The following is a 17,408-nucleotide window of genomic DNA, read 5'->3' as shown; positions in this document are numbered from 1 at the left end:
GCCGGCCCGAGCGAGCCGCCCGGGCCCGGCTACACCGTCGAGCCCTGTCCCTGCTCCATCGCGACCCAGGCGCGGGCGATCGCCTGCACGCAGATCTCGCGCATCCGGTCGAAGGCCCCCAGCGGATCGTCGTAGTCGCGCCACGGGCCGTCCACCTCCCGGCCCATCACCCGGAACAGCTCGAACGCGTCCACCGTCCGGGCATTCATGACGAGCCCCCAGGCCGCCCAGCCCCGGGCCTGCTGGAGCCGCGGATGTGCCGGGTCGGCCTGCGCCAGGTCGGCCAGCAGGGCGTCCACGGCCGCAGTGAACTCCGGCGTCCGGTAGGCGGCGGCCGGGGCCTTGTCCCGGGAGACCTTTTCGAGAAACGCCCGTATCCGCAGAACGGGCAGCAGGCTGCCGGCCGGCGCGCCGGCGAGCGCGGTGTCCACGAAGGCGTGCATCAGCTCGTGGCTGCCGTGCCACTTGGCGCACCAGTACTGCAGCGCACCCTCGTGCGCCCCCAGGTGGTGCGGGTCACGGGCCACCACCTCGGCCCAGAGACTACCGAAGTCCTCGCGCGACCAGCTCATGCCCATGGCGATGGCGATCTGCGCCACCCAGGGGTTGGGGTCCTCGGCCGGCGCCGTGTCGACGGCCTGCTGCGCGACCTGCTCCGCCTCGCGCAGTACCTGGCGGAACCCCCGGAACTGCTCCTCGCTCACCTCCGAGGCGAACTTGCTGGTGCGGATCTCCCAGGCACGATCGACCAGTACAAGGGTCTGCACCAGAGCGGCCGCCGCACTGCGCGGGTCCTCCTCGCGCCACTGCCGCAGCCAGCGGTCGTCCTCGGCCGCCACCTTGCACCAGGGCCCCAGCCGCGCCCAGCGCCAGGACGCGTCGGGGTAGCCACCGACCTCGGCCAGGTACCCGGCCGCCGGACGCCAGTCACCGGCCCGGGCCGCGTCGAGCGCGGCGGCCAGCTCGGCGGGCGGTTCCTCACCTTTCAGCACGAGCTGCTCGCGCGGGACGAGGGTCGCCCGCAGCTCATCCTCCCGGCGGCTCTGCCGCCCCTTGGCGAGCAGCGGCGGAACGACTTTGACCGCACCGGCGACCACGAGCACGACAGCGGTCAGAAGGACGGAAACGAGGATCATGAACTGCTTTCCTGGCCGGCGAGGCAACGACAAACCGTCCGGATCCGGGCGGTCACGGGTGGGCACCGGGCGCGGCGAGGGACATCGTGCGGACGCGCCGCGCCAGCCCTGGCCCTCGCACCCGTGTGCACGGCGAGGAGGATCGTACCGGCACCACGCGGCGCCCTCCCGACCGAGGCCGGACCTGCCCTGACCGGCCGACAGGTTCGTCCCCTTCGGCCGGACATGTCCTCGGCCCAGCGAGCGTCCGATGCCGATCCGCGCCACCGTGGACCCCACCGGGTCGGCCCGGGGCGTGGCCCCGGGCCGACCCGCACCCCCGCCGCTCCCTCGTGCACCTGCCCCGCCCCGCACCTCCTCGCTTTCCCCTTCCCCGTCACACGCCCTGCGGCGTGTCCAGTACCTCCTTCGAGCGGGGCGGGTCCTCGGCGCAGACCGCCGTCACGAACTCCGCCAGCCGCGTCTGCGGCATGCCGCGCGCGATGTCCGCCTCGCTGATCATTCCGACCAGCTCGTGCTCCGGGTGGTTGATCACCGGCAGTCGCCGCACCCGGTACTGCTCCATCACCCGCAGCACCTGTTCGACGTCCTCGTCCGCCTCCACCGTCATCGGCCGCCCCTGGGCCACCTCGCCCGCCGTGACCTGCTCCGGGTCGAGGCCCTCCGCGACGCACTTCAGCACGATGTCCCGGTCGGTGAGGATCCCCAGGAGCTTCTGCCGCTCACCGCAGATCGGCAGCGCCCCGACGTCGCGTTCCTTCATGAGCCGGGCCGCGGTGGCGAGCGTCTCGTGCTCGCGCACGCACTCGGCCCCCTGATGCATGATGTCGCCCGCACTGGTCATGATCGGCCTCCTGACCTGCCTGCCACTCCCGTCACTCCATCGTGGTCCGGCCGCCGGGGCCCCGCCACCGGGCCTGCGCGGCGGCTCCCCGCCCACCCTCGGGGCCCTCCGACGACCCGGCCGGGTCGTCGGCCGGAACCTCGCCCGGCACGTCGAGCGGCGAGCTCTCCAACACCTCTTCCAACGGCGGGAGCTCGTGCACCTCGGCAGCGCGCACCGAAGGTGTCCCGTCCTCCGCACCCGGGACCTCGGCCGACTTCCCCGCCCTCGGCTCCCCCGGCCCCGACTCCCCCGGTCCGGCGCCGGCGGCCGTGCCCGCGGCCCGCCGATGGGTCTCCGCCGCGCTGTCCAGGAACCGCAACAGCTCCACCGGGAACGGCAGCACCAGCGTCGAGTTCTTCTCCGCCGCGACCTCCACCACCGTCTGCAGCAGCCGCAGCTGGAGCGCCGCCGGGGTCGCGCTCATCACCGCCGCCGCCTCCGACAGCCGCGCCGACGCCTGGTACTCGCCGTCGGCCGTGATGATCCGCGCCCGCCGCTCCCGCTCGGCCTCCGCCTGCCGCGACATCGAGCGCTTCATCGACTCCGGCAGGGCGACGTCCTTGATCTCCACCCGGTCGATCTCGATGCCCCAGCCGAGGGCCGGGCTGTCGATCATCAGCTCCAGCCCCTGGTTGATCGGTTCGCGGTTGGCCAGCAGGTCGTCCAGCTCGCTCTTGCCGATGATCGACCGCAACGAGGTCTGCGCGACCTGGGAGATGGCGAAGTTGTAGTCCTGCACATTGATGATCGCCTTCACCGGGTCCTCCACCCGGAAGTACACGACCGCGTCCACCCGGACGGTCACGTTGTCACGGGTGATGCCCTCCTGTGCCGGGATCGGCAGCGTCACGATCTGCACGTTCACCCGGCGCAGCCTGTCCGCGACGGGTATCAGCGTGACCAGCCCCGGCCCGCGCACCTCGTCGAGCACCCGGCCGAACCGGAAGACCACACCCTGCTGGAACTGCTGCACCACGCGGACGCTCAGCCCCGCCACCACGGCCGTCAGCATCAGCACGACGACGACCACCGCTATCACCACATCGACGACCATCACGGCCTCCTCGCGCGGCAGCGAGCCCCGGCCGTCGCCGGCCCAGCCGGCCGACGGCAGCCGGAACAGCCGGTTCCACGCTACGCCTGCCCCGTCCTGGCCGGGACGAACCCCGCGCAGCCCTAGGATCGTCGCCATGCCGCAGCCCCCCGACGAGTACGCGGACACCCCGGACCACCCGCGGCACCCCGCCGCGGCCGCCGCCCGGGCGCCCGACCTCGCCGCCCTCGACCGTGTCGTCACCGGCTGCCGGGCCTGCCCCCGGCTGGTCGAGTGGCGCGAGGAGACGGCCCGGGTCAAACGCCGCGCCTACCTGGACTGGGACTACTGGGCCCGCCCGATCCCCGGTTTCGGCCCGCCCGACGCCCCGCTCGTCCTGGTCGGCCTCGCCCCCGCCGCGCACGGCGCCAACCGCACCGGCCGGATCTTCACCGGCGACCCCTCCGGCGACCTGCTCTACGCGGCCCTGCACCGCCTGGGCCTCGCCAATCGCGCGCTCTCCGTCCGGCACGGCGACGGCCTCGCGCTGCACGGTGTGCGGATCACCGACCCGGTGCGCTGCGCGCCGCCCGACAACCGGCCGAGCACCGCCGAGCGCGACACCTGCCGGCCGTGGATCGCCCGCGAGTTCGAGCTGCTCCGCCCCACCGTGCGCAGCGTGGTGGCGCTCGGCGGGTTCGCGTGGCAGACGCTGCTCCCGGTGCTCGACGCGGCGGGCTGGACCGTTCCGCGTCCCCGGCCGCGGTTCGGCCACGGCGCGCACGTCACCCTGGCCGCCCGTGACGGCGGGCCGCCGCTGGAGCTGTACGGCTGCTACCACGTCAGTCCGCGCAATACGAACACCGGCCGGCTCAGCACCGTGATGCTGCGCGAGCTGCTCCGCACCGCCGCCCGTTCCGCCGGGCTCGACCCGGTGGAGGAGTGACGGCGCGGAGCGTCGGTCGTGCTCCGGGCCTCGGCTCAGCCGAAGCGGGCCAGCTTCGGCCGGGCCGCCCGCTCCCACACCTCCGGCAGTGCGCGCCGCGCCCGCTCCGCCTCGGCCAACTGCTGTCCGTACAGCACGCCGTAGCCGAAGGGCTCCTTCGAGGCCCGTGCCTGCTCGCGCAGCGCGGTCGAGGCCACCACGGCGTCCTGGTGCTCGCCGAGGACCTCCTGGACGGCCTTCATCCGGGAGACGTACCGCTCGGCCGCCCGGCCCGCCACCGGCAGCGCCGTCTCGCCCGCGTACCGGGCGCGTTTGGCGGCCTTGCGGGCCTCGTGCAGCGCGATGTCCTGTTCCGTGCCCTCGTCGGCCAGCGCGGTGCGGATCCGGTCGGCGGTGCGCCGCTGTTCCTTCGCCGCGACGCGGCTCAGCTCGGGGCCGGCCGCCCGGTCCGCCCGGCCGCGCAAGGGCGGGTCGGTGAGCAGTGCGGCGAGTCCGTCGGCGAGTGCCCGGCGGCGCGGGCTGTCCAGGGCGGCGACGACCTCCGGCCAGACGCGGCGGTACTCGGTCTTCCCCCGGCGTTCCAGTTCGGCGGCGACCTGTTCGGGTCCGCATTCCGCGGGCAGTTCGCGGGCCCGCGCCGCCAGCCGTTCGCCGAGGACCTCCTGGTCGCGGGCCCGGCCCAGCGCGGCCGCGAGCCAGCGCAGCTCGGCCACCAGTTCGTCGGTCGCTCCGGGGGCCAGCAGTCGCCGGTAGGTCCGGAACGCGCTGCGCAGGCGTCGACAGGCGACCCGCATCCGGTGCACGGCGTCCGGTTCGTCGGCGCGGACGGCGTCGTCCAGTCCGGCCAGTACCTCCGTCTGCGCCCGGATCCGTCCGAGCACCACCTCACCCACGGTGACCATGTCATCGGCCATCCGTCTGCACCCCCTTCCGGGGCGTCCGGGAATCGCTCCCCAGGCTAGCCCGCACCCCGGCCCGGGGCAGCGCACCTTTGCGCCACCCGCCGCACCCGTCCCCGCGCCCGTCCCGGCCCCCGCCCCCACCGCCGCAGCGCGGCGGCGCTCAGGGGCGCAGCTGGATGGCGAGGCACAGGGTGTAGCCGACGAGGGCGGCGAAGAAGACGACAGCTGTGGTGTAGCGGGGGACGAAGGGGAGGCCGGCGAGGGCGGGGTAGAGGAGGACGGCGATGCCGGCGGCGACGTCGGCGAGGTAGAGGCCGCGGGGCGGCAGGACGCCGGTGCTGCGGGCGGCCCAGCCGGTGGCGACGAGGAAGCCGGTGAGCAGCATGAAGCCGGAGAGCAGGCCGGAACCGATGCTGGAGAGGACGGGGTGGGGCTCGGGCGGGAGTTCGCCCTCGGGGACGGCGGGGCGCAGTCGGTGGGCGATGGCCAGGGAGCCGACGGCGAGGGTCACGCAGGCGGCGGCGCTGAGCAGGGGGAGGGGGTTCATCGGCGGCTCCGGGAGCTGGTGCGGTGGTGGCCGAGGGCTGCGGCGAGCGCGGCCGGGACGAGGACGGTGAGGAGGAGGACGGTCGTCCAGGTGGTGGGGTCGAGGCCGGCGGTCGGGGGCGCGGCGGGGGGCGGGGGTGCGGCGACGACGGCGGTGAGGGTGGCGGTCGGAGCGGGGGGCGGCGGCATGGGCGGGGGCTGTGCCGTCCAGTCGGGCGGAGCCTGTGGGTGCGGGCCCTGTGGGTGCGGGGGCGAGGGGTGTGCTCCGGGTCCCGGCCGGAGGGTGACGGGGCCGTGCGGCGGGAGCGGTGGCGGGGCGGGTTTCGCGGGCTGCCGGGTGACGGCCGGGGCTGCGGGGTCGGTCCGCACGGGCGACGGCGCGGACAGTTCGGGGGCGGCGGACGGCTCGGGGTGTGCGGTCGCAGCCGGGGTCGGGACGGGCGACGGTACGGCCGGCACCGACGGGGACGGCGAGGGAGGGAAGGTCGGCGTGGGCGTGGGCGTGGGCGTCGGCAGCGGGGTGGCTGAAGGCGAAGGCGACGGGCAGGGCGTCGCGGAGTGCGAAGGGTGCGAGGGGTGCGGGGGCTGCGGGGTGTGCGGCGGGAACCACGGCCACGGCGGCCACGGCGGTGACGGCACCGCGGGCGTCCCCGGCACCTCCGGCCCCTCCGGCACATCGGGCGCCCCCGGCCCCGGGCCATGGGCATAGTCCATCGCCCGATTGTCGGACCGTCCCACCGCCCCGTCAGCGGCTGACGGCCCCTCACCCGCCGCCGCGCCGTCAAACCCATCGCCCCGGTGAACTCCCCGCCCCCGGACCGCGAACGAACGACCGATGCGGGACAATCTGTGCGCCGATCCGGCCGCCGGCCCCCACGCACCCTCGTGCCCGGCGTAAGGGCCGTGACATACTCCCGAGCGTGACGACCTCCACCCACGCGACGAGGGCCCTGCGGGCCGCGGTGTTCACCGCGCTCGCCGTGCCGCTGTCCGCGCTGGGCCAGGTGGTGATCACCGGTCGCCCGCTGCCGCTCACACTGGTGGCGGTCGCGACCGCCGTCGTGTTCCTGGTCGCGGCCGCGCTGGCCGGCGGGGAACGGCGGTTGACGCAGATCGCGGCCGTGATGGTCCCGGTCGAACTGCTGCTCAACACGACGTTCAACCTGGGCCAGACCAGTTGTGGTCCGGTCCTCGGCGCCGACCTCCCCGCCCGCGGCATGAACCTGCTGGTCTGCGGCGGCGGCTCGGTGGACGGGTCGTCCCTGCTCTACGGCCAGTTGGGGCACTCCGGGCGGCTGGCGCCCGCGGCCACCCAACTGCTGCTCCTGCTGGTGCACCTGGTGATCGCGCTGGCCGCCGCGGCCTGGCTGCGGCTGGGCGACGCGGCGCTGTCCGGCCTGGTGCGGGCGCTGCGCGCGCTGCGCCTGGCGGTCGCGGCGCCGCTGCGCGCGCTGGTCGCGCTGCTGCTCCCGGCGCCGGTCCGACCGGTGCTGCGGGTGCCGCTGCCGGTTCCGGACCGTCGCCGCCCGCGCCGCGAGGACGTGGTGCTGAGTCCGGCGCCGCGCCGCGGTCCGCCGCTGCCGGCGCCCGCCCGCTGACGACGTCCTGAGGACCGCCCGATGACGGGCCCCCGGGTGTCCGGCGGGCGGTGCGCGACTCCGCCCCCCGCCCAGTAGTCCCCTCCGGCCCGTACCCGTACCTTGCGCCGGCGCCCCCGTGCGCCCGTGCCGTACGCCGCGTGCCGGGGTGGGGACATTCCGCGCGCCCCTCGGCGCGCCCCATTACGGAGTTGGTCCGACATGACTCACCCCAACCAGAAGCCGTCCCGCAAGCAGGCCCAGAAGATCAGCGCCCGTGAGCGCATCCAGGAGGCGCAGCGTCTGGAGAAGCAGGCGAACGCGCGCCGTCGGCGGATCGTCGTCGGTGTCTCGCTGGCCGTCGGTCTCGCCCTGGTCGGCGGCACCGCGCTGGCGATCAGCACGGCCGGCGACAGCAAGTCCTCGTCGGCGGACGCGGTCGAGCCGACCGCGATGGTCGTGCCGGCGAACACCTCGGGTGCGGACGGCACGGTCATCACGTACGGCAAGGCGGACGCCGCGCACACCCTGCAGGTGTTCGAGGACTTCCGTTGCCCGGTGTGCAAGAACTTCGAGGCGGCGAACGGCGACGCGGTCCGCAAGCTGACGGAGGACGGAACGGTCAAGGTCGAGTACCACCTGGCCGCGTTCCTGGACAAGAACCTCGGCGGCAAGGGTTCGCGCACGGCGCTGGCGGCGATCGGCGCCGCGGTGAACGAGGGCGTGGACAAGTTCAAGGCGTACCACGACGTGCTGTACGCCAACCAGCCGGACGAGCGCGAGGACGCCTTCGGCGACGTCAACCACCTGCTGGAGCTGGCCGACAAGGTGCCGGGGCTGAAGACGGACGCCTTCGTCAAGGCGGTCACGGACCGGACGTACGCGCCGTGGGCGAAGAAGGTCGCGGACGCGTTCAACGACAGCGGGGTGACCGGTACGCCGACGGTGAAGGTGGACGGCAAGCCGCTGACGCTGTTCAGCGGCAACAAGGCGCTGACGGCGGAGCAGTTCACCGCGCAGGTGAAGCAGGCCGCGGGCTTGCAGTGAGCACCACCGGCCCGGCCGATTCCCGGCCGGGCCGGCCCTTCCTCACCCACGGAGTGCTCTGCCATGACCGCATCGACCGCTCTGCCGTCCCACTCCTCCTCCCGTCCCGGCGCCGCGGGTCCCGCCGGTGCGTCCGGGCCCGCTCCCGGGCCGGTCGGCGCGGGCCGCGCGTTCTCGCTGTTCGTCCTGCTGGCCGCGCTGGTCGGGCTGGCCGCCTCGGCGGTGCTGACCTTCGACAAGCTGCGGATCCTGGAGGATCCTTCCTACATACCGAGCTGCAACATCAATCCGGTGATCAGCTGCGGTTCGGTGATGCGCACCGCGCAGGCCGAGGTGTTCGGCTTCCCCAACCCGCTGCTCGGGCTGGCCGCGTTCGGTGCGCTGGCGGCGGTGGGCGCGGGTCTGCTGGCGGGGGCCGCGTACCGGCGCTGGTTCTGGCTGGGGCTGCAGGCCGGGACGCTGTTCGGGGTGGGGTTCACGCACTGGCTGATCGTGCAGGCGCTGTACGACATCGGTGCGCTGTGCCCGTACTGCATGGTGGTGTGGGTGACGGTGGTGGCGCTGTTCTGGTACACGACGCTGCACAATCTGCGGTCGGGGGTGGTCCCGGTGGGGCCCCGGCTGCGGCCGGTGGTCCGGGAGGCCGCCCGCTACCACTGGGCGTTGCCGGTGCTGTGGGCGGCGGTGATCGCGCTGCTGGTCCTGAACCGGTTCTGGTCGTACTGGTCGACGCTGATCTGACGCCCGGCACCGCCGCGCGCACGCCCCCGCCGGGCCGTCAGCCGAGGACGGCCCGGCGGAAGGCGTTGCGCAGGTCGGTGAGCGGCTGGAAGTCGCGGTCGTAGTGGACCTTGTTGGTGAGCAGCAGTGCCCAGCGGCCGCGGCGGCGGGAGACCCAGATGCCGGTGCCGGTGAAGCCGTAGTGGACGAAGGTGCCGGCGGCGGGGTCGGTGCCGGCGGCGCAGAGCCAGGAGAGGCCGCGGGCGGGGGCGAGTCCGCCGGTGTGGACGCGCAGGGACTCGGTGATCCACGGTTCTCCCCAGGGGAGTCCGGTGGGCGGGGCGAGCAGGGCGGTGAGGAAGCGTTCCAGGTCGCGGGCGGTGGAGAAGGCGCCGGCATTGCCGGAGACGCCGCCGAGCAGCCGGGCCGAGGGGTCGTGGACGGTGCCGCACAGGATGCCGTCGGCGCTGCGCTCGTACTCGGTGGGCGCGGTGCGGTGGGCGGTGTCCGGGCCGAGCGGGCCGTAGCGGGTGTCGGTCATGCCGAGCGGCTGCCAGACCTGCCGGGCGGCGAGCCGGTCGAGCGGTGCGCCGGCGAGGTCCTCGACGAGGTGGCCGAGCAGGACGGCGGCCCGGTCGGTGTACTCGACGGCGAGGCCGGGCGGGCGGTGCAGCGGGGCGGCGAGGACGCCGGCCCGGATCGCCACCGGGTCGTCGCCGTAGAGTTCGGCGAATCGGGTGCGCAGCGGCAGTCCTGCGGTGTGGGTGAGGAGCTGACGGGCCGTCACCGTTCCGACGGGGTGCCGGGCGGCCGGGGCCCAGTAGTCGGCGAGGGGGCGGTCGAGGGGGAGCCGGCCGGCCTGCCGGAGGGCTCCGGCGCACGGCCAGAGGGCGACGATCTTGGTGATGCTGGCCAGGTCGAGGAGGGTGTCGTGGTCCATCTCCGTTGCGGCCCAGGGGCCTTGGCCGAGGGGGCCGGTCCGGCCGCGGGCCCGGACGCCGCCGGCGTCGCCGACCGACCAGACGCCGCCGGTCCCGGCGGTGCGCAGGCCCCCGGTGACCAGTCGGGCCAACGGGCCGTCCGGGTCGGCGAGTTCTCCGAGTCCGGCGGGTCCGGCAGGACCGGCGGGGGCGGCAGGACCAGCGCGTCCGTCAGGTGCGGCGGGTCCGGCAGGCGCGGCGGGCAGTACCGGTCCGGTCATCCGCGGTTCTCCCCCGCCCGTCGCCGGCCGTCGTCGGCCGGCGCCCCTCCCGAGGGGTCCGGTCGGTCCCCCTCGGGAGGCTACCCGGCCCGGGCGCGGGTCAGACGGCGGACGCGCCGTCGAACTCCTTGCCCAGGCAGATGCTCTGCGGGTGTTCGCGGTAGATGCCGAACTTCTCGATCGCCGCGTAGCCCTCGGAGGCGTACAGGGCGATGGCCTCGGGCTGCTCGGTGCCGGTCTCCAGGACGAACCTGGTCCGGCCGGCGTCGGCAGCGGTCCGTTCCAGGTGGCGCAGCAGTGTGCGGGCCAGGCCGCGGCCGCGCGCCTCGGGGCGGACGAACATCCGCTTCAGCTCGGCGTCGCCGTCGCGGATGCCGAACGGGGCCGCCGACTTGGCGCGCCAGCCGCCGCAGGCGACCGGCCGGCCGTCCAGGTACGCGATGACGAAGAGGCCCGCGGGCGGCTCGAAGTGGTCGGGGTGCAGGTGGGTGATGTCGCCCTCGCCGTAGCGGACGACGTACTCCTGCTGGACCTCGGCCGCGAGGAGCTGGGCGTCGGGGTGTCCGAAGCCGGTGACGCGCAGCTCGACGCGGTCGCCCTTGCGGTCGTGTGCGAAGGTTCCGCCGGTGGTGGTGCTCTCCATGGTCGTCAAGCCTACGGCGCCCGCTCAGCCCGCCTCCGGTCGGCCCTCGAACCGTGCGACCAGTGCCGTCTTCTCGAACATCCGGGCGGTGTCGACGGCGGACGGGGTGCCGGCGGCGGGGTCGGCGCCGCCGGCGAGCAGGGCGTCGAGGACGTCGTCGTTGCCCTTGAAGACGGCGCCGGCGAGCGGGGTCTGGCCGCGGTCGTTGGCCCGGTTCGGGTCGGCGCCGCGCTCCAGCAGGGCGGTGACCGCGACGGCGTGGCCGTGGTAGGCGGCGAGCATCAGCAGGGTGTCGCCGCGGTCGTTGGTGAGGTCGGCCGGGGCGCCGGCGTCGACGTAGGCGGCGAGGACGGCGGAGTCGCCGGCCCGGGCGGCGTCGAAGAGCTTGCCGGCCAGGGCGATCACGTCGGCGTCGGGGGTGTCGGTCATGTCTCGGCCTTTCTCCACGGCGCGGCCCGGGTCGGGGCCGTGCCGGTGCGGTCGGTGGTCGCGCCGGACGCACCGTAGCGCACGACACGGGGGCGGGAAGGTTGCGCGCCCGTTCGGGGGAACTTCTCCCCACCCCGGGAAACTTCCCGCCCGGGCGGCGGGAATGGCTCGGCACGCCGGAAATGCGGCACCCACGGGCCCCGGCGGGCTCGGTTCGCACACCGCCGTCCGGGTCACGGAATGGCGCATCTCCGAAGATCCACCCATTTGCACCGTTCCATCATCTATTACTTTTTGTCACGATTGTGGCACTTTCCGTGACACTGTCCCCGTCCCCTCCTCCGAGGAGCAGAACGTGATCCTCTCGATTTCCGGCATCGTCCTGTTCGGCACCATCACCTTCCTCTTCTTCCGCAGGGACGGACTCAAGGTCTCCCATGCGATCGTCTGCGCCCTCCTCGGTTTCTACATCGCCGGCTCCTCGATCGCGCCGAGCATCACCGCGGGCGGCGCGACCCTCGCCAGCCTGCTCGGCGGCATCAAGTTCTAGCGGGCCTCCCCCGCCCCACGGGCCCGGGTGCGGATCCCACCGCCCCGGGCCCGGTCGTTCCCGCCCCACCCGGCCGTTCCCGCCGGAGCCGCCACCGGACCGGCCGCCGCCGCGAACCCCGTTCCACCCGACCGTCCCACTCGCCCGGGGAGCCAGGAATGCCGCTCAACCGCCACCACCTCACCAAGGGCCGCGACCTCGTCCGCACGGCTGGCGACCACGCCTCCGACATGTTCGCGCCGCTCACCGTCGTCGGCCGGGGGCTGCGCCACCACGCCGGCTGGGCCAGGGACCGCTGGCAGGCCACCCCGAAGGAGCGGCGCGGGCCGACGGTGTTCCTGGTCGCCGCGATGCTGGTCGGGATCTTCCTGCTGCCGCACGGCCTGCTGTTCGCCCTGGTCGCGCTGATGGCCAGCGCCGCCTGGGCCGGTCGCGCGCCCAAGGCCCCGCCGGCCCCGCCCGAGCCGGACGTCGCCGAGGTCAAGCTCACCGCCCTGTACGCGGCCCTCACCCCGTACCTGGCCGGACCGGACGAGCTCGTGCCGCTCTACCGCCACGAGGGCGACTGGAAGAACGTCTTCTCCGGCTGGGAGTTCGACACCGGGGGCCGGCTCTCCCGACTGGAGATCGCCTACCCCGCGTACTTCACCGACACCGAGCCGGCCGCCCGGGCCCGGATCGAGCAGGTCGTCCAGGGCAAGGCCGGCCGGGCCCGCGAGTACCGCTTCGACTGGGACGAGGAGTCCAACCGGCTCCGGATCGCCGCCCTGGCCCCGCTGCCCACCGACATCGCCGCCCAGCGCTTCGTAGCCGCGCCCGGCGAGATCGTGCTCGGCTTCACCGACGAGGACGGCAGCGCCAGGACCATCCCGGTACAGCAGGGCGGCGCGCCCGCCCAGCAGCCGCCGGTGGTCTGGCGGACCGGTCCGCGCTCGGCCGAGCCGCACCTGCTGGCGCTCGGCGTCAGCGGCTACGGCACCTCCAGCCTGATCCGCTCGATCGCCCTCCAGGTCCTGCCGTACGCCGATCTGATGGTGATCGACGGCGCCGGTACCGGCGAGCACGCCTGCCTGGTCAACCGGCCCGGCGTGCACACCGTGGAGACCAGCCTGCACGGCGCGCTGGCCGCGCTGCACTGGGCGGCCCAGGAGACCGAGCGCCGGCTCACCGCGCTGAACGCCGCCCGGCACGCCGGCACCGCGCCGCCCGCCGACGTCACCCGGCCGCTGTGGCTGCTGCTCGACCACCCGACCGAGCTGACCGAACTGGCCCACGCCGAGGGCCGCCCGGACCCGCAGGACCTGCTGGAGCTGCCGCTGCGGCACGGCCGCGCCGCCCGGGTCACCGTGGTGGTCGCCGACGACATCGAGGCCCGGGACCGGATCTCGCCGAGCGTCCGGGCCACCGCCCGGGCCCGGGTGGTGCTCGGCCCGGCCGGCCCGGAGGAGAGCCACGCCGCCCTCGGGGTGCCGCTGGACATCGTGCCCGCCGCGCACGCCCCGGCCGGGCGCGGCTACGCCCGGATCGGCACCGGCGCCCCGGTCCGGCTCCAGCTGCCGGCCACCGTCGACCCCCTGGACGAGGAGGCGCCGGCCGCGCTGCGGGACGCCGTGATCGCCCTGCTGCCGCACCGCGACACCCGCACCGAGGCGCCCGCGCCGGTCCCGTCGGCGCAGCCGCTGCCCGCGCACCAGGACGGCACTCCGACCGTCCCGGTGGAGCTCGGTCCGACCGCGCACGCCGGGGTGGACCTCGCCAAGGGCCCGGCCGCGCTACGCTTCCGCCCACTCGCCTGACCGGCGGCCATGCATCCGAAGGGGAGGGGCGGCTCCCACCGTCGAATCCCGGCCCGGTACGCTCGTCCGGGAAAGGCCGACCGATCACCAGATGTGAAATAGGTGACACCTGGGGTGATATCACCGGCCAGATGTGACAAATCGGGCGCCGGTGGGTACAAACAGGGACGGCACAACAGACGACGCATGTCCCGGGACGGGAATCTTCGTCGGAGGCCGCGCGTTGACCGAACGACGAAGAACAGCGACCACTAGTCCTGTGGGCCATAAGCCCGGGAGGCACGATTCATGAGCGAGCGAGCTCTCCGCGGCACGCGACTCGGGGCCACTAGCTACGAGACCGACCGCGGTATCGATCTGGCTCCCCGCCAGACCGTCGAGTACGCATGTCAGAACGGACACCGATTCGAGGTTCCTTTCTCGGTCGAGGCCGAGATCCCCTCCGCCTGGGAATGCCGCTTCTGCGGCCAGGAGGCGGTACTCCTCGACGGTGACGAGCCCGAGGAGAAGAAGACCAAGCCGACGCGTACCCATTGGGACATGCTGATGGAGCGCCGGACCCGTGAGGAGTTGGAGGAGGTGCTGGCCGAGCGGCTGGCCGTGCTCCGCTCCGGTGGGATGAACCTCGCGGTGCACCCGCGGGACACCCGCAAGAGCGCCTGACCCCGCTCCCGCCGGCCGGCGGGGGCACGCGAAAAGGGACCCTGGTCACCAGGGTCCCTTTCGCGTTCCCGCTCGCTCCGGGGCCGGGCGGAGACGGCTTCGGCCCGGCCGACACGCCCGGCCGACAGGAGCCGCCGACAGGAGCGGCTTCCGCCCGCGGGCCCGCCCCACCCGGTCGGGAGGGACGGGCCCGGTCCGCCGTCGGCGCGCGGGTCAGCCGTTGAGGGGCGGGCGGTAGCCGGTGTCCGGGCCCTGCGGTCCGGCGGCCGGACCGGCGCCCGGCTCGACCACCTCGCCCTGGATCACCTTGCCGTCCGGGCGGTGGATCCGCAGCTGCTCCTGCAGCCGCATCGCGTCCGCCAGCGGGTCGGCTCCCACGGTCGCGGTGGAGCGCAGCACCTTGTCGGCCGCCCGGCGCCCGGCCGCCCGCCACAGCGCGCGGGTCGGCGGGAACAGCAGGGTCAGCGCCACCGCGTCCGAGAGGAAGCCCGGCAGGATCAGCAGCAGGCCGGCCAGCACGGTCAAGCTGGTCCCGGTCTGCGGCTGCTCCGGCCGCGGGTCGCGGGTCTGCTCGAAGGCCGCCGACAGGGCGCGCGCGCCGGCCCGCTTGATCAGCGAGCCGCCGATCAGCGCGCCCGCGATCAGCAGCAGCACCACGGTCAGGCCGCCCAGCCAGGAGCCCACCTGCACCAGCAGCCAGATCTCCAGTACCAGCCAGGCGGTCAGCAGCAGCGGCAGCGCGCGCCGCAGCTTCGAGCGCGGGGCCGGACGGGTGGGGGTGTCTTGCCGGGTCACGGTACGAATCCACTCCAGGCGGTGCTCTGCGCGCCGCACGGGAGGTCCGGGCCGGCTACGGCACCACCTGGTCCAACGGCCGGCCGGCGGCCGGTGTTCCGCCGGGCGCGGGCCGGGCGGAACACCGGGTCACTCGCCCGGGGCGGGCGGGCCGCCGGGAGCGGTGGCGCCGGCGTCCGCGGGGGCCGTCGCGCGGCGGCGGCGGGCCAGCAGCACGCCCCCGGCGCAGGCCAGCAGGCCGGCCACCGCGAGCGTCCACTCGGGGGCGGCACCGACCCGGTCGGCGACGGTGGTGCCGTCGCGCAGCGGGACGGTCGCGGTCAGCTCGGCGGCGGTCAGCTCCTCGGTGCGCTGGACGACCGTGCCGTCCGGGGCGATCACCGCGCTGATGCCGCTGGTCGCGGCGATCAGCACCGCGCGGCCGTGCTCGACGGCGCGCAGCCGGCTCATCGCGAGCTGCTGCTCCGGCTGCCCGGTCTTGGCGTAGGTGGCGTTGTTGGTCTGCACGACGAGGACCCGGGCGCCCTGGTCGACGGTGTCGCGGACGATCTCGTCGTAGGCGACCTCGAAGCAGATGACGTCGCCGATCCGGGCCGGGCCGAGCTGCATGACGCCGTTGTGGTCGCCGGGGTAGAAGTCCCGGGCGACCCGCTGGAGACGGGTGATGACCTTGGAGAGCTGGTCGCGGAAGGGCACGTACTCGCCGAACGGCACCGGGTGCTGCTTGGTGTAGGAGGCGCCGGGGCCGGTCTTCGGGTCCCAGACGATGCCCTCGTTCTGCACGTGCTGCTCGTCCGGGCCGTCGACGAGGGTGCCGACCAGGGTGGGCACGCCGATCGCGCGGACGGCCTGGTCGATCCGCCGGTAGGCGGCCGGGTCGGAGAACGGGTCGAGGTCGGAGGAGTTCTCCGGCCAGATCACGATGTCCGGCCGCTCGGCCCGGCCCGCCGTGATGTCGTCGGCGAGCTTCTCGGTGGCGGAGGCGTGGTTGTTGAGGACCATCATCGGGCGGCCGAGGAAGTCCATGCCGGGGTTGGGCACGTTGCCCTGGATGACGGCGACCTTGACGGTGTCGGCGGCCGCGGTGGGCACCGGCACCAGGAACCCGGCGAGCATGGTGGCGACGGCGCCGAGCGCGGCGAGGGCGGCCGCGACCGGGCGGCGGTCGGCGCCGCGGCCGGTGGCCCGCACGACGGACCAGGCCAGCAGGGTGCCGGAGAGGGCGACGGCGAAGGTCACCAGCGGGGCGCCGCCGAGCGCGGCCAACGGGGTGTACGGGGTGGCGGTGTTGGCGAAGGCCAGCCGGCCCCAGGGGAAGCCGCCGAGCGGCAGCCGGTCGCGGGCCCACTCCTGGGTGATCCACAGGCAGGCGCCCCAGAGCGGCCAGCCGGGCAGCCGGGAGGTGACGGCGAGGCCGGAGCCCAGGGCGGCCAGGAAGAGCGCCTCGACGACGGACAGGCCGACGGTGGCGTCCCAGCCGACCACCCGCAGCCAGCTGAGCAGCATCAGGAAGAACGGCAGGCCGAAGGCGAAGCCGGTCCAGGCCGCCTGGCGGGCGGTGCGGCCCCGGGTCAGCAGGGACAGCGCGGCGACGCCGAGCAGGGAAAGCGGCCACAGGTCGAACGGCGGGAAGGCCAGCGCGAGCAGCAGCCCGGCGAGCGCGGCCAGTCCGGTGCGGGGCAGGCCGGCCCGGATCCTGGCGAGGGCCCGGGCCACGCGGCCGGGGCCGGGTGCCTCGTCGGGGGTTTCGGGTGCGGTACCGGACCGCTCCTGGGTGACGGGCATGACCACCGTCGCACCATCTCTCTCGACGCCGTCCCGCTGTGGTGTACGGGGACGGCTGTTCGGACGCTGTCCGAAGAAGGTACCCCGACCGGACACCCCGCCGTGAGCTGAGGGTCGCTTTGCGCCGTCCCGGCGGGGACGGTCGGCGCGGGGTCGACGCGGTCGGCGCGGTCGGCGCGGGGACGACGCGGTCGGCGCGGTCGGCGCGGGGACGGCGGCGGCGGGCGCGGGGACGGCGGCGGGCGCGGACCGCCGCGGCCGGTCAGCGCGGGGCGTAGGTCGCCTCGGCGAACGGCCAGGTGGTGGTCGGCCAGTCGGAGACGGCGCGGTACAGCGGGGCGTCCAGCCCGGCCCGGTCGGCCCGGCCCCAGGAGCTGACCGCGGCGACGCCGGGCCGCTCGCGGTCCGGGTAGACGTAGACGCAGCCGACGACCGCGTCGCCGGGGACGGCGAGCACGCTGTAGGTGAAGCCCCGGCGGGCCTCGAAGTCGGCCGCGTGGCGGCGCAGGTCGGCGAGGTTGCGGTCGGGGTCCATGCCCTCGGCCGGGGGCCAGGTGCCGTGCCCGAAGCCGGGGGTGGCGCGGATGTGGGCGATGCTGCCGGTCCAGGCGGCGTGGTCGGCCTCGTTGTGCTGCTCGCCGAGGGGTTCCAGGCGGAACCCCTCGGCGTCGAGCGCACGGGGGACGGTGAAGTCGGCGGGAACGAACGGCTGGTCGGTCATGGGGCCGACCTGGGGCCGTCGGCCCGCGCCGG

The 17,408-nt window shown here is 75.0% G+C and carries 19 protein-coding genes; 7 read left to right on the top strand and 12 right to left on the bottom strand.

Going from position 1 to position 17,408, the window contains the following annotated elements; genetic code table 11:
• Positions 1–29: 29 nt before the first annotated feature.
• The 3 genes from BLU95_RS32695 to BLU95_RS32685 form a co-directional block, all read right to left on the bottom strand.
• Positions 30–1,136, bottom strand: coding sequence for a DUF4034 domain-containing protein (locus BLU95_RS32695; protein WP_093863150.1), 1,107 nt, complete (start codon positions 1,134–1,136; stop codon positions 30–32).
• 376 nt (positions 1,137–1,512) lie between these two features.
• Positions 1,513–1,980 (bottom strand): CBS domain-containing protein, encoded by a 468-nt coding sequence (locus tag BLU95_RS32690; RefSeq protein WP_093863149.1) that lies wholly within the window; start codon positions 1,978–1,980, stop codon positions 1,513–1,515.
• Between the two features lie 31 nt (positions 1,981–2,011).
• Positions 2,012–3,076, bottom strand: coding sequence for a slipin family protein (locus BLU95_RS32685; RefSeq protein ID WP_093863148.1), 1,065 nt, complete (start codon positions 3,074–3,076; stop codon positions 2,012–2,014).
• A gap of 136 nt (positions 3,077–3,212) precedes the next feature.
• Here BLU95_RS32685 and BLU95_RS32680 point away from each other — a divergent pair, with 136 nt between their 5' ends.
• A complete protein-coding gene (locus BLU95_RS32680; RefSeq protein WP_093863147.1) occupies positions 3,213–4,001 on the top strand; it encodes a uracil-DNA glycosylase in 789 nt (262 codons plus the stop codon).
• Positions 4,002–4,036: 35 nt separating this feature from the next.
• Here the strand turns inward: BLU95_RS32680 and BLU95_RS32675 are convergent, their stop codons facing one another.
• From BLU95_RS32675 to BLU95_RS32665, 3 genes are all read right to left on the bottom strand, one after another.
• Positions 4,037–4,915: a CHAD domain-containing protein gene (locus BLU95_RS32675; RefSeq protein WP_093863146.1), complete on the bottom strand. Its 879-nt coding sequence runs from the start codon at positions 4,913–4,915 to the stop codon at positions 4,037–4,039.
• 148 nt (positions 4,916–5,063) lie between these two features.
• Positions 5,064–5,450 (bottom strand): hypothetical protein, encoded by a 387-nt coding sequence (locus tag BLU95_RS32670; protein ID WP_093863145.1) that lies wholly within the window; start codon positions 5,448–5,450, stop codon positions 5,064–5,066.
• Positions 5,447–5,638 carry a hypothetical protein gene (locus BLU95_RS32665; protein ID WP_093863144.1) on the bottom strand — a complete coding sequence of 64 codons (192 nt, stop codon included), beginning with the start codon at positions 5,636–5,638 and terminating at the stop codon, positions 5,447–5,449. The genes BLU95_RS32670 and BLU95_RS32665 overlap by 4 nt, the downstream gene beginning before the upstream one ends.
• A gap of 731 nt (positions 5,639–6,369) precedes the next feature.
• Here BLU95_RS32665 and BLU95_RS32655 point away from each other — a divergent pair.
• The 3 genes from BLU95_RS32655 to BLU95_RS32645 all read left to right on the top strand — a co-directional run bounded on the left by BLU95_RS32655 (position 6,370) and on the right by BLU95_RS32645 (position 8,814).
• Positions 6,370–7,047 carry a hypothetical protein gene (locus tag BLU95_RS32655; protein ID WP_093863142.1) on the top strand — a complete coding sequence of 226 codons (678 nt, stop codon included), beginning with the start codon at positions 6,370–6,372 and terminating at the stop codon, positions 7,045–7,047.
• 201 nt (positions 7,048–7,248) lie between these two features.
• On the top strand, positions 7,249–8,073 hold the full coding sequence (locus BLU95_RS32650) for a DsbA family protein (RefSeq protein WP_093863141.1): 825 nt from the start codon (positions 7,249–7,251) through the stop codon (positions 8,071–8,073).
• A 63-nt stretch (positions 8,074–8,136) separates the two neighbouring features.
• Positions 8,137–8,814, top strand: coding sequence for a vitamin K epoxide reductase family protein (locus tag BLU95_RS32645; protein WP_093863140.1), 678 nt, complete (start codon positions 8,137–8,139; stop codon positions 8,812–8,814).
• A 37-nt stretch (positions 8,815–8,851) separates the two neighbouring features.
• Here BLU95_RS32645 and BLU95_RS32640 read toward each other — a convergent pair whose 3' ends face one another.
• The 3 genes from BLU95_RS32640 to BLU95_RS32630 form a co-directional block, all read right to left on the bottom strand.
• The gene (locus BLU95_RS32640; protein ID WP_231977981.1) at positions 8,852–9,994 is read right to left on the bottom strand and encodes a serine hydrolase domain-containing protein; all 1,143 of its coding nucleotides are present in this window, start codon (positions 9,992–9,994) and stop codon (positions 8,852–8,854) included.
• Between the two features lie 100 nt (positions 9,995–10,094).
• Positions 10,095–10,637, bottom strand: coding sequence for a GNAT family N-acetyltransferase (locus tag BLU95_RS32635; RefSeq protein ID WP_093863138.1), 543 nt, complete (start codon positions 10,635–10,637; stop codon positions 10,095–10,097).
• 24 nt (positions 10,638–10,661) lie between these two features.
• Positions 10,662–11,066: an ankyrin repeat domain-containing protein gene (locus BLU95_RS32630; protein WP_093863137.1), complete on the bottom strand. Its 405-nt coding sequence runs from the start codon at positions 11,064–11,066 to the stop codon at positions 10,662–10,664.
• A gap of 355 nt (positions 11,067–11,421) precedes the next feature.
• On the opposite strand from BLU95_RS32630, the gene BLU95_RS32625 reads away from it, so the two are divergent.
• The 3 genes from BLU95_RS32625 (at position 11,422) to BLU95_RS32615 (ending at position 14,075) form a co-directional block, all read left to right on the top strand.
• Positions 11,422–11,616, top strand: a complete 195-nt coding sequence (locus BLU95_RS32625; RefSeq protein WP_030306123.1) for a hypothetical protein — start codon at positions 11,422–11,424, stop codon at positions 11,614–11,616.
• 158 nt (positions 11,617–11,774) lie between these two features.
• A complete protein-coding gene (locus BLU95_RS32620; RefSeq protein ID WP_197698645.1) occupies positions 11,775–13,412 on the top strand; it encodes a hypothetical protein in 1,638 nt (545 codons plus the stop codon).
• A 288-nt stretch (positions 13,413–13,700) separates the two neighbouring features.
• Positions 13,701–14,075 carry an RNA polymerase-binding protein RbpA gene (locus BLU95_RS32615; protein WP_030396357.1) on the top strand — a complete coding sequence of 125 codons (375 nt, stop codon included), beginning with the start codon at positions 13,701–13,703 and terminating at the stop codon, positions 14,073–14,075.
• A gap of 213 nt (positions 14,076–14,288) precedes the next feature.
• On the opposite strand, the gene fxsA is transcribed toward BLU95_RS32615, so the two are convergent.
• From fxsA to BLU95_RS32600, 3 genes are all read right to left on the bottom strand, one after another.
• The gene (gene fxsA / locus BLU95_RS32610; RefSeq protein ID WP_093863136.1) at positions 14,289–14,870 is read right to left on the bottom strand and encodes an FxsA family membrane protein; all 582 of its coding nucleotides are present in this window, start codon (positions 14,868–14,870) and stop codon (positions 14,289–14,291) included.
• Positions 14,871–14,999: 129 nt separating this feature from the next.
• Entirely contained in the window at positions 15,000–16,655 is a 1,656-nt protein-coding gene (gene lnt / locus BLU95_RS32605; protein ID WP_093863135.1) for an apolipoprotein N-acyltransferase, read from the bottom strand.
• Positions 16,656–16,917: 262 nt separating this feature from the next.
• Entirely contained in the window at positions 16,918–17,376 is a 459-nt protein-coding gene (locus BLU95_RS32600) for a twin-arginine translocation pathway signal protein (protein WP_093865287.1), read from the bottom strand.
• Positions 17,377–17,408 lie beyond the last annotated feature (32 nt).

This window comes from Streptomyces sp. TLI_053, assembly GCF_900105395.1.
In the GTDB taxonomy this organism is placed as follows: domain Bacteria; phylum Actinomycetota; class Actinomycetes; order Streptomycetales; family Streptomycetaceae; genus Kitasatospora.
Note: the sequence above shows the minus strand (reverse complement) of the source record. Positions and strands in the feature narration are given on the sequence as shown.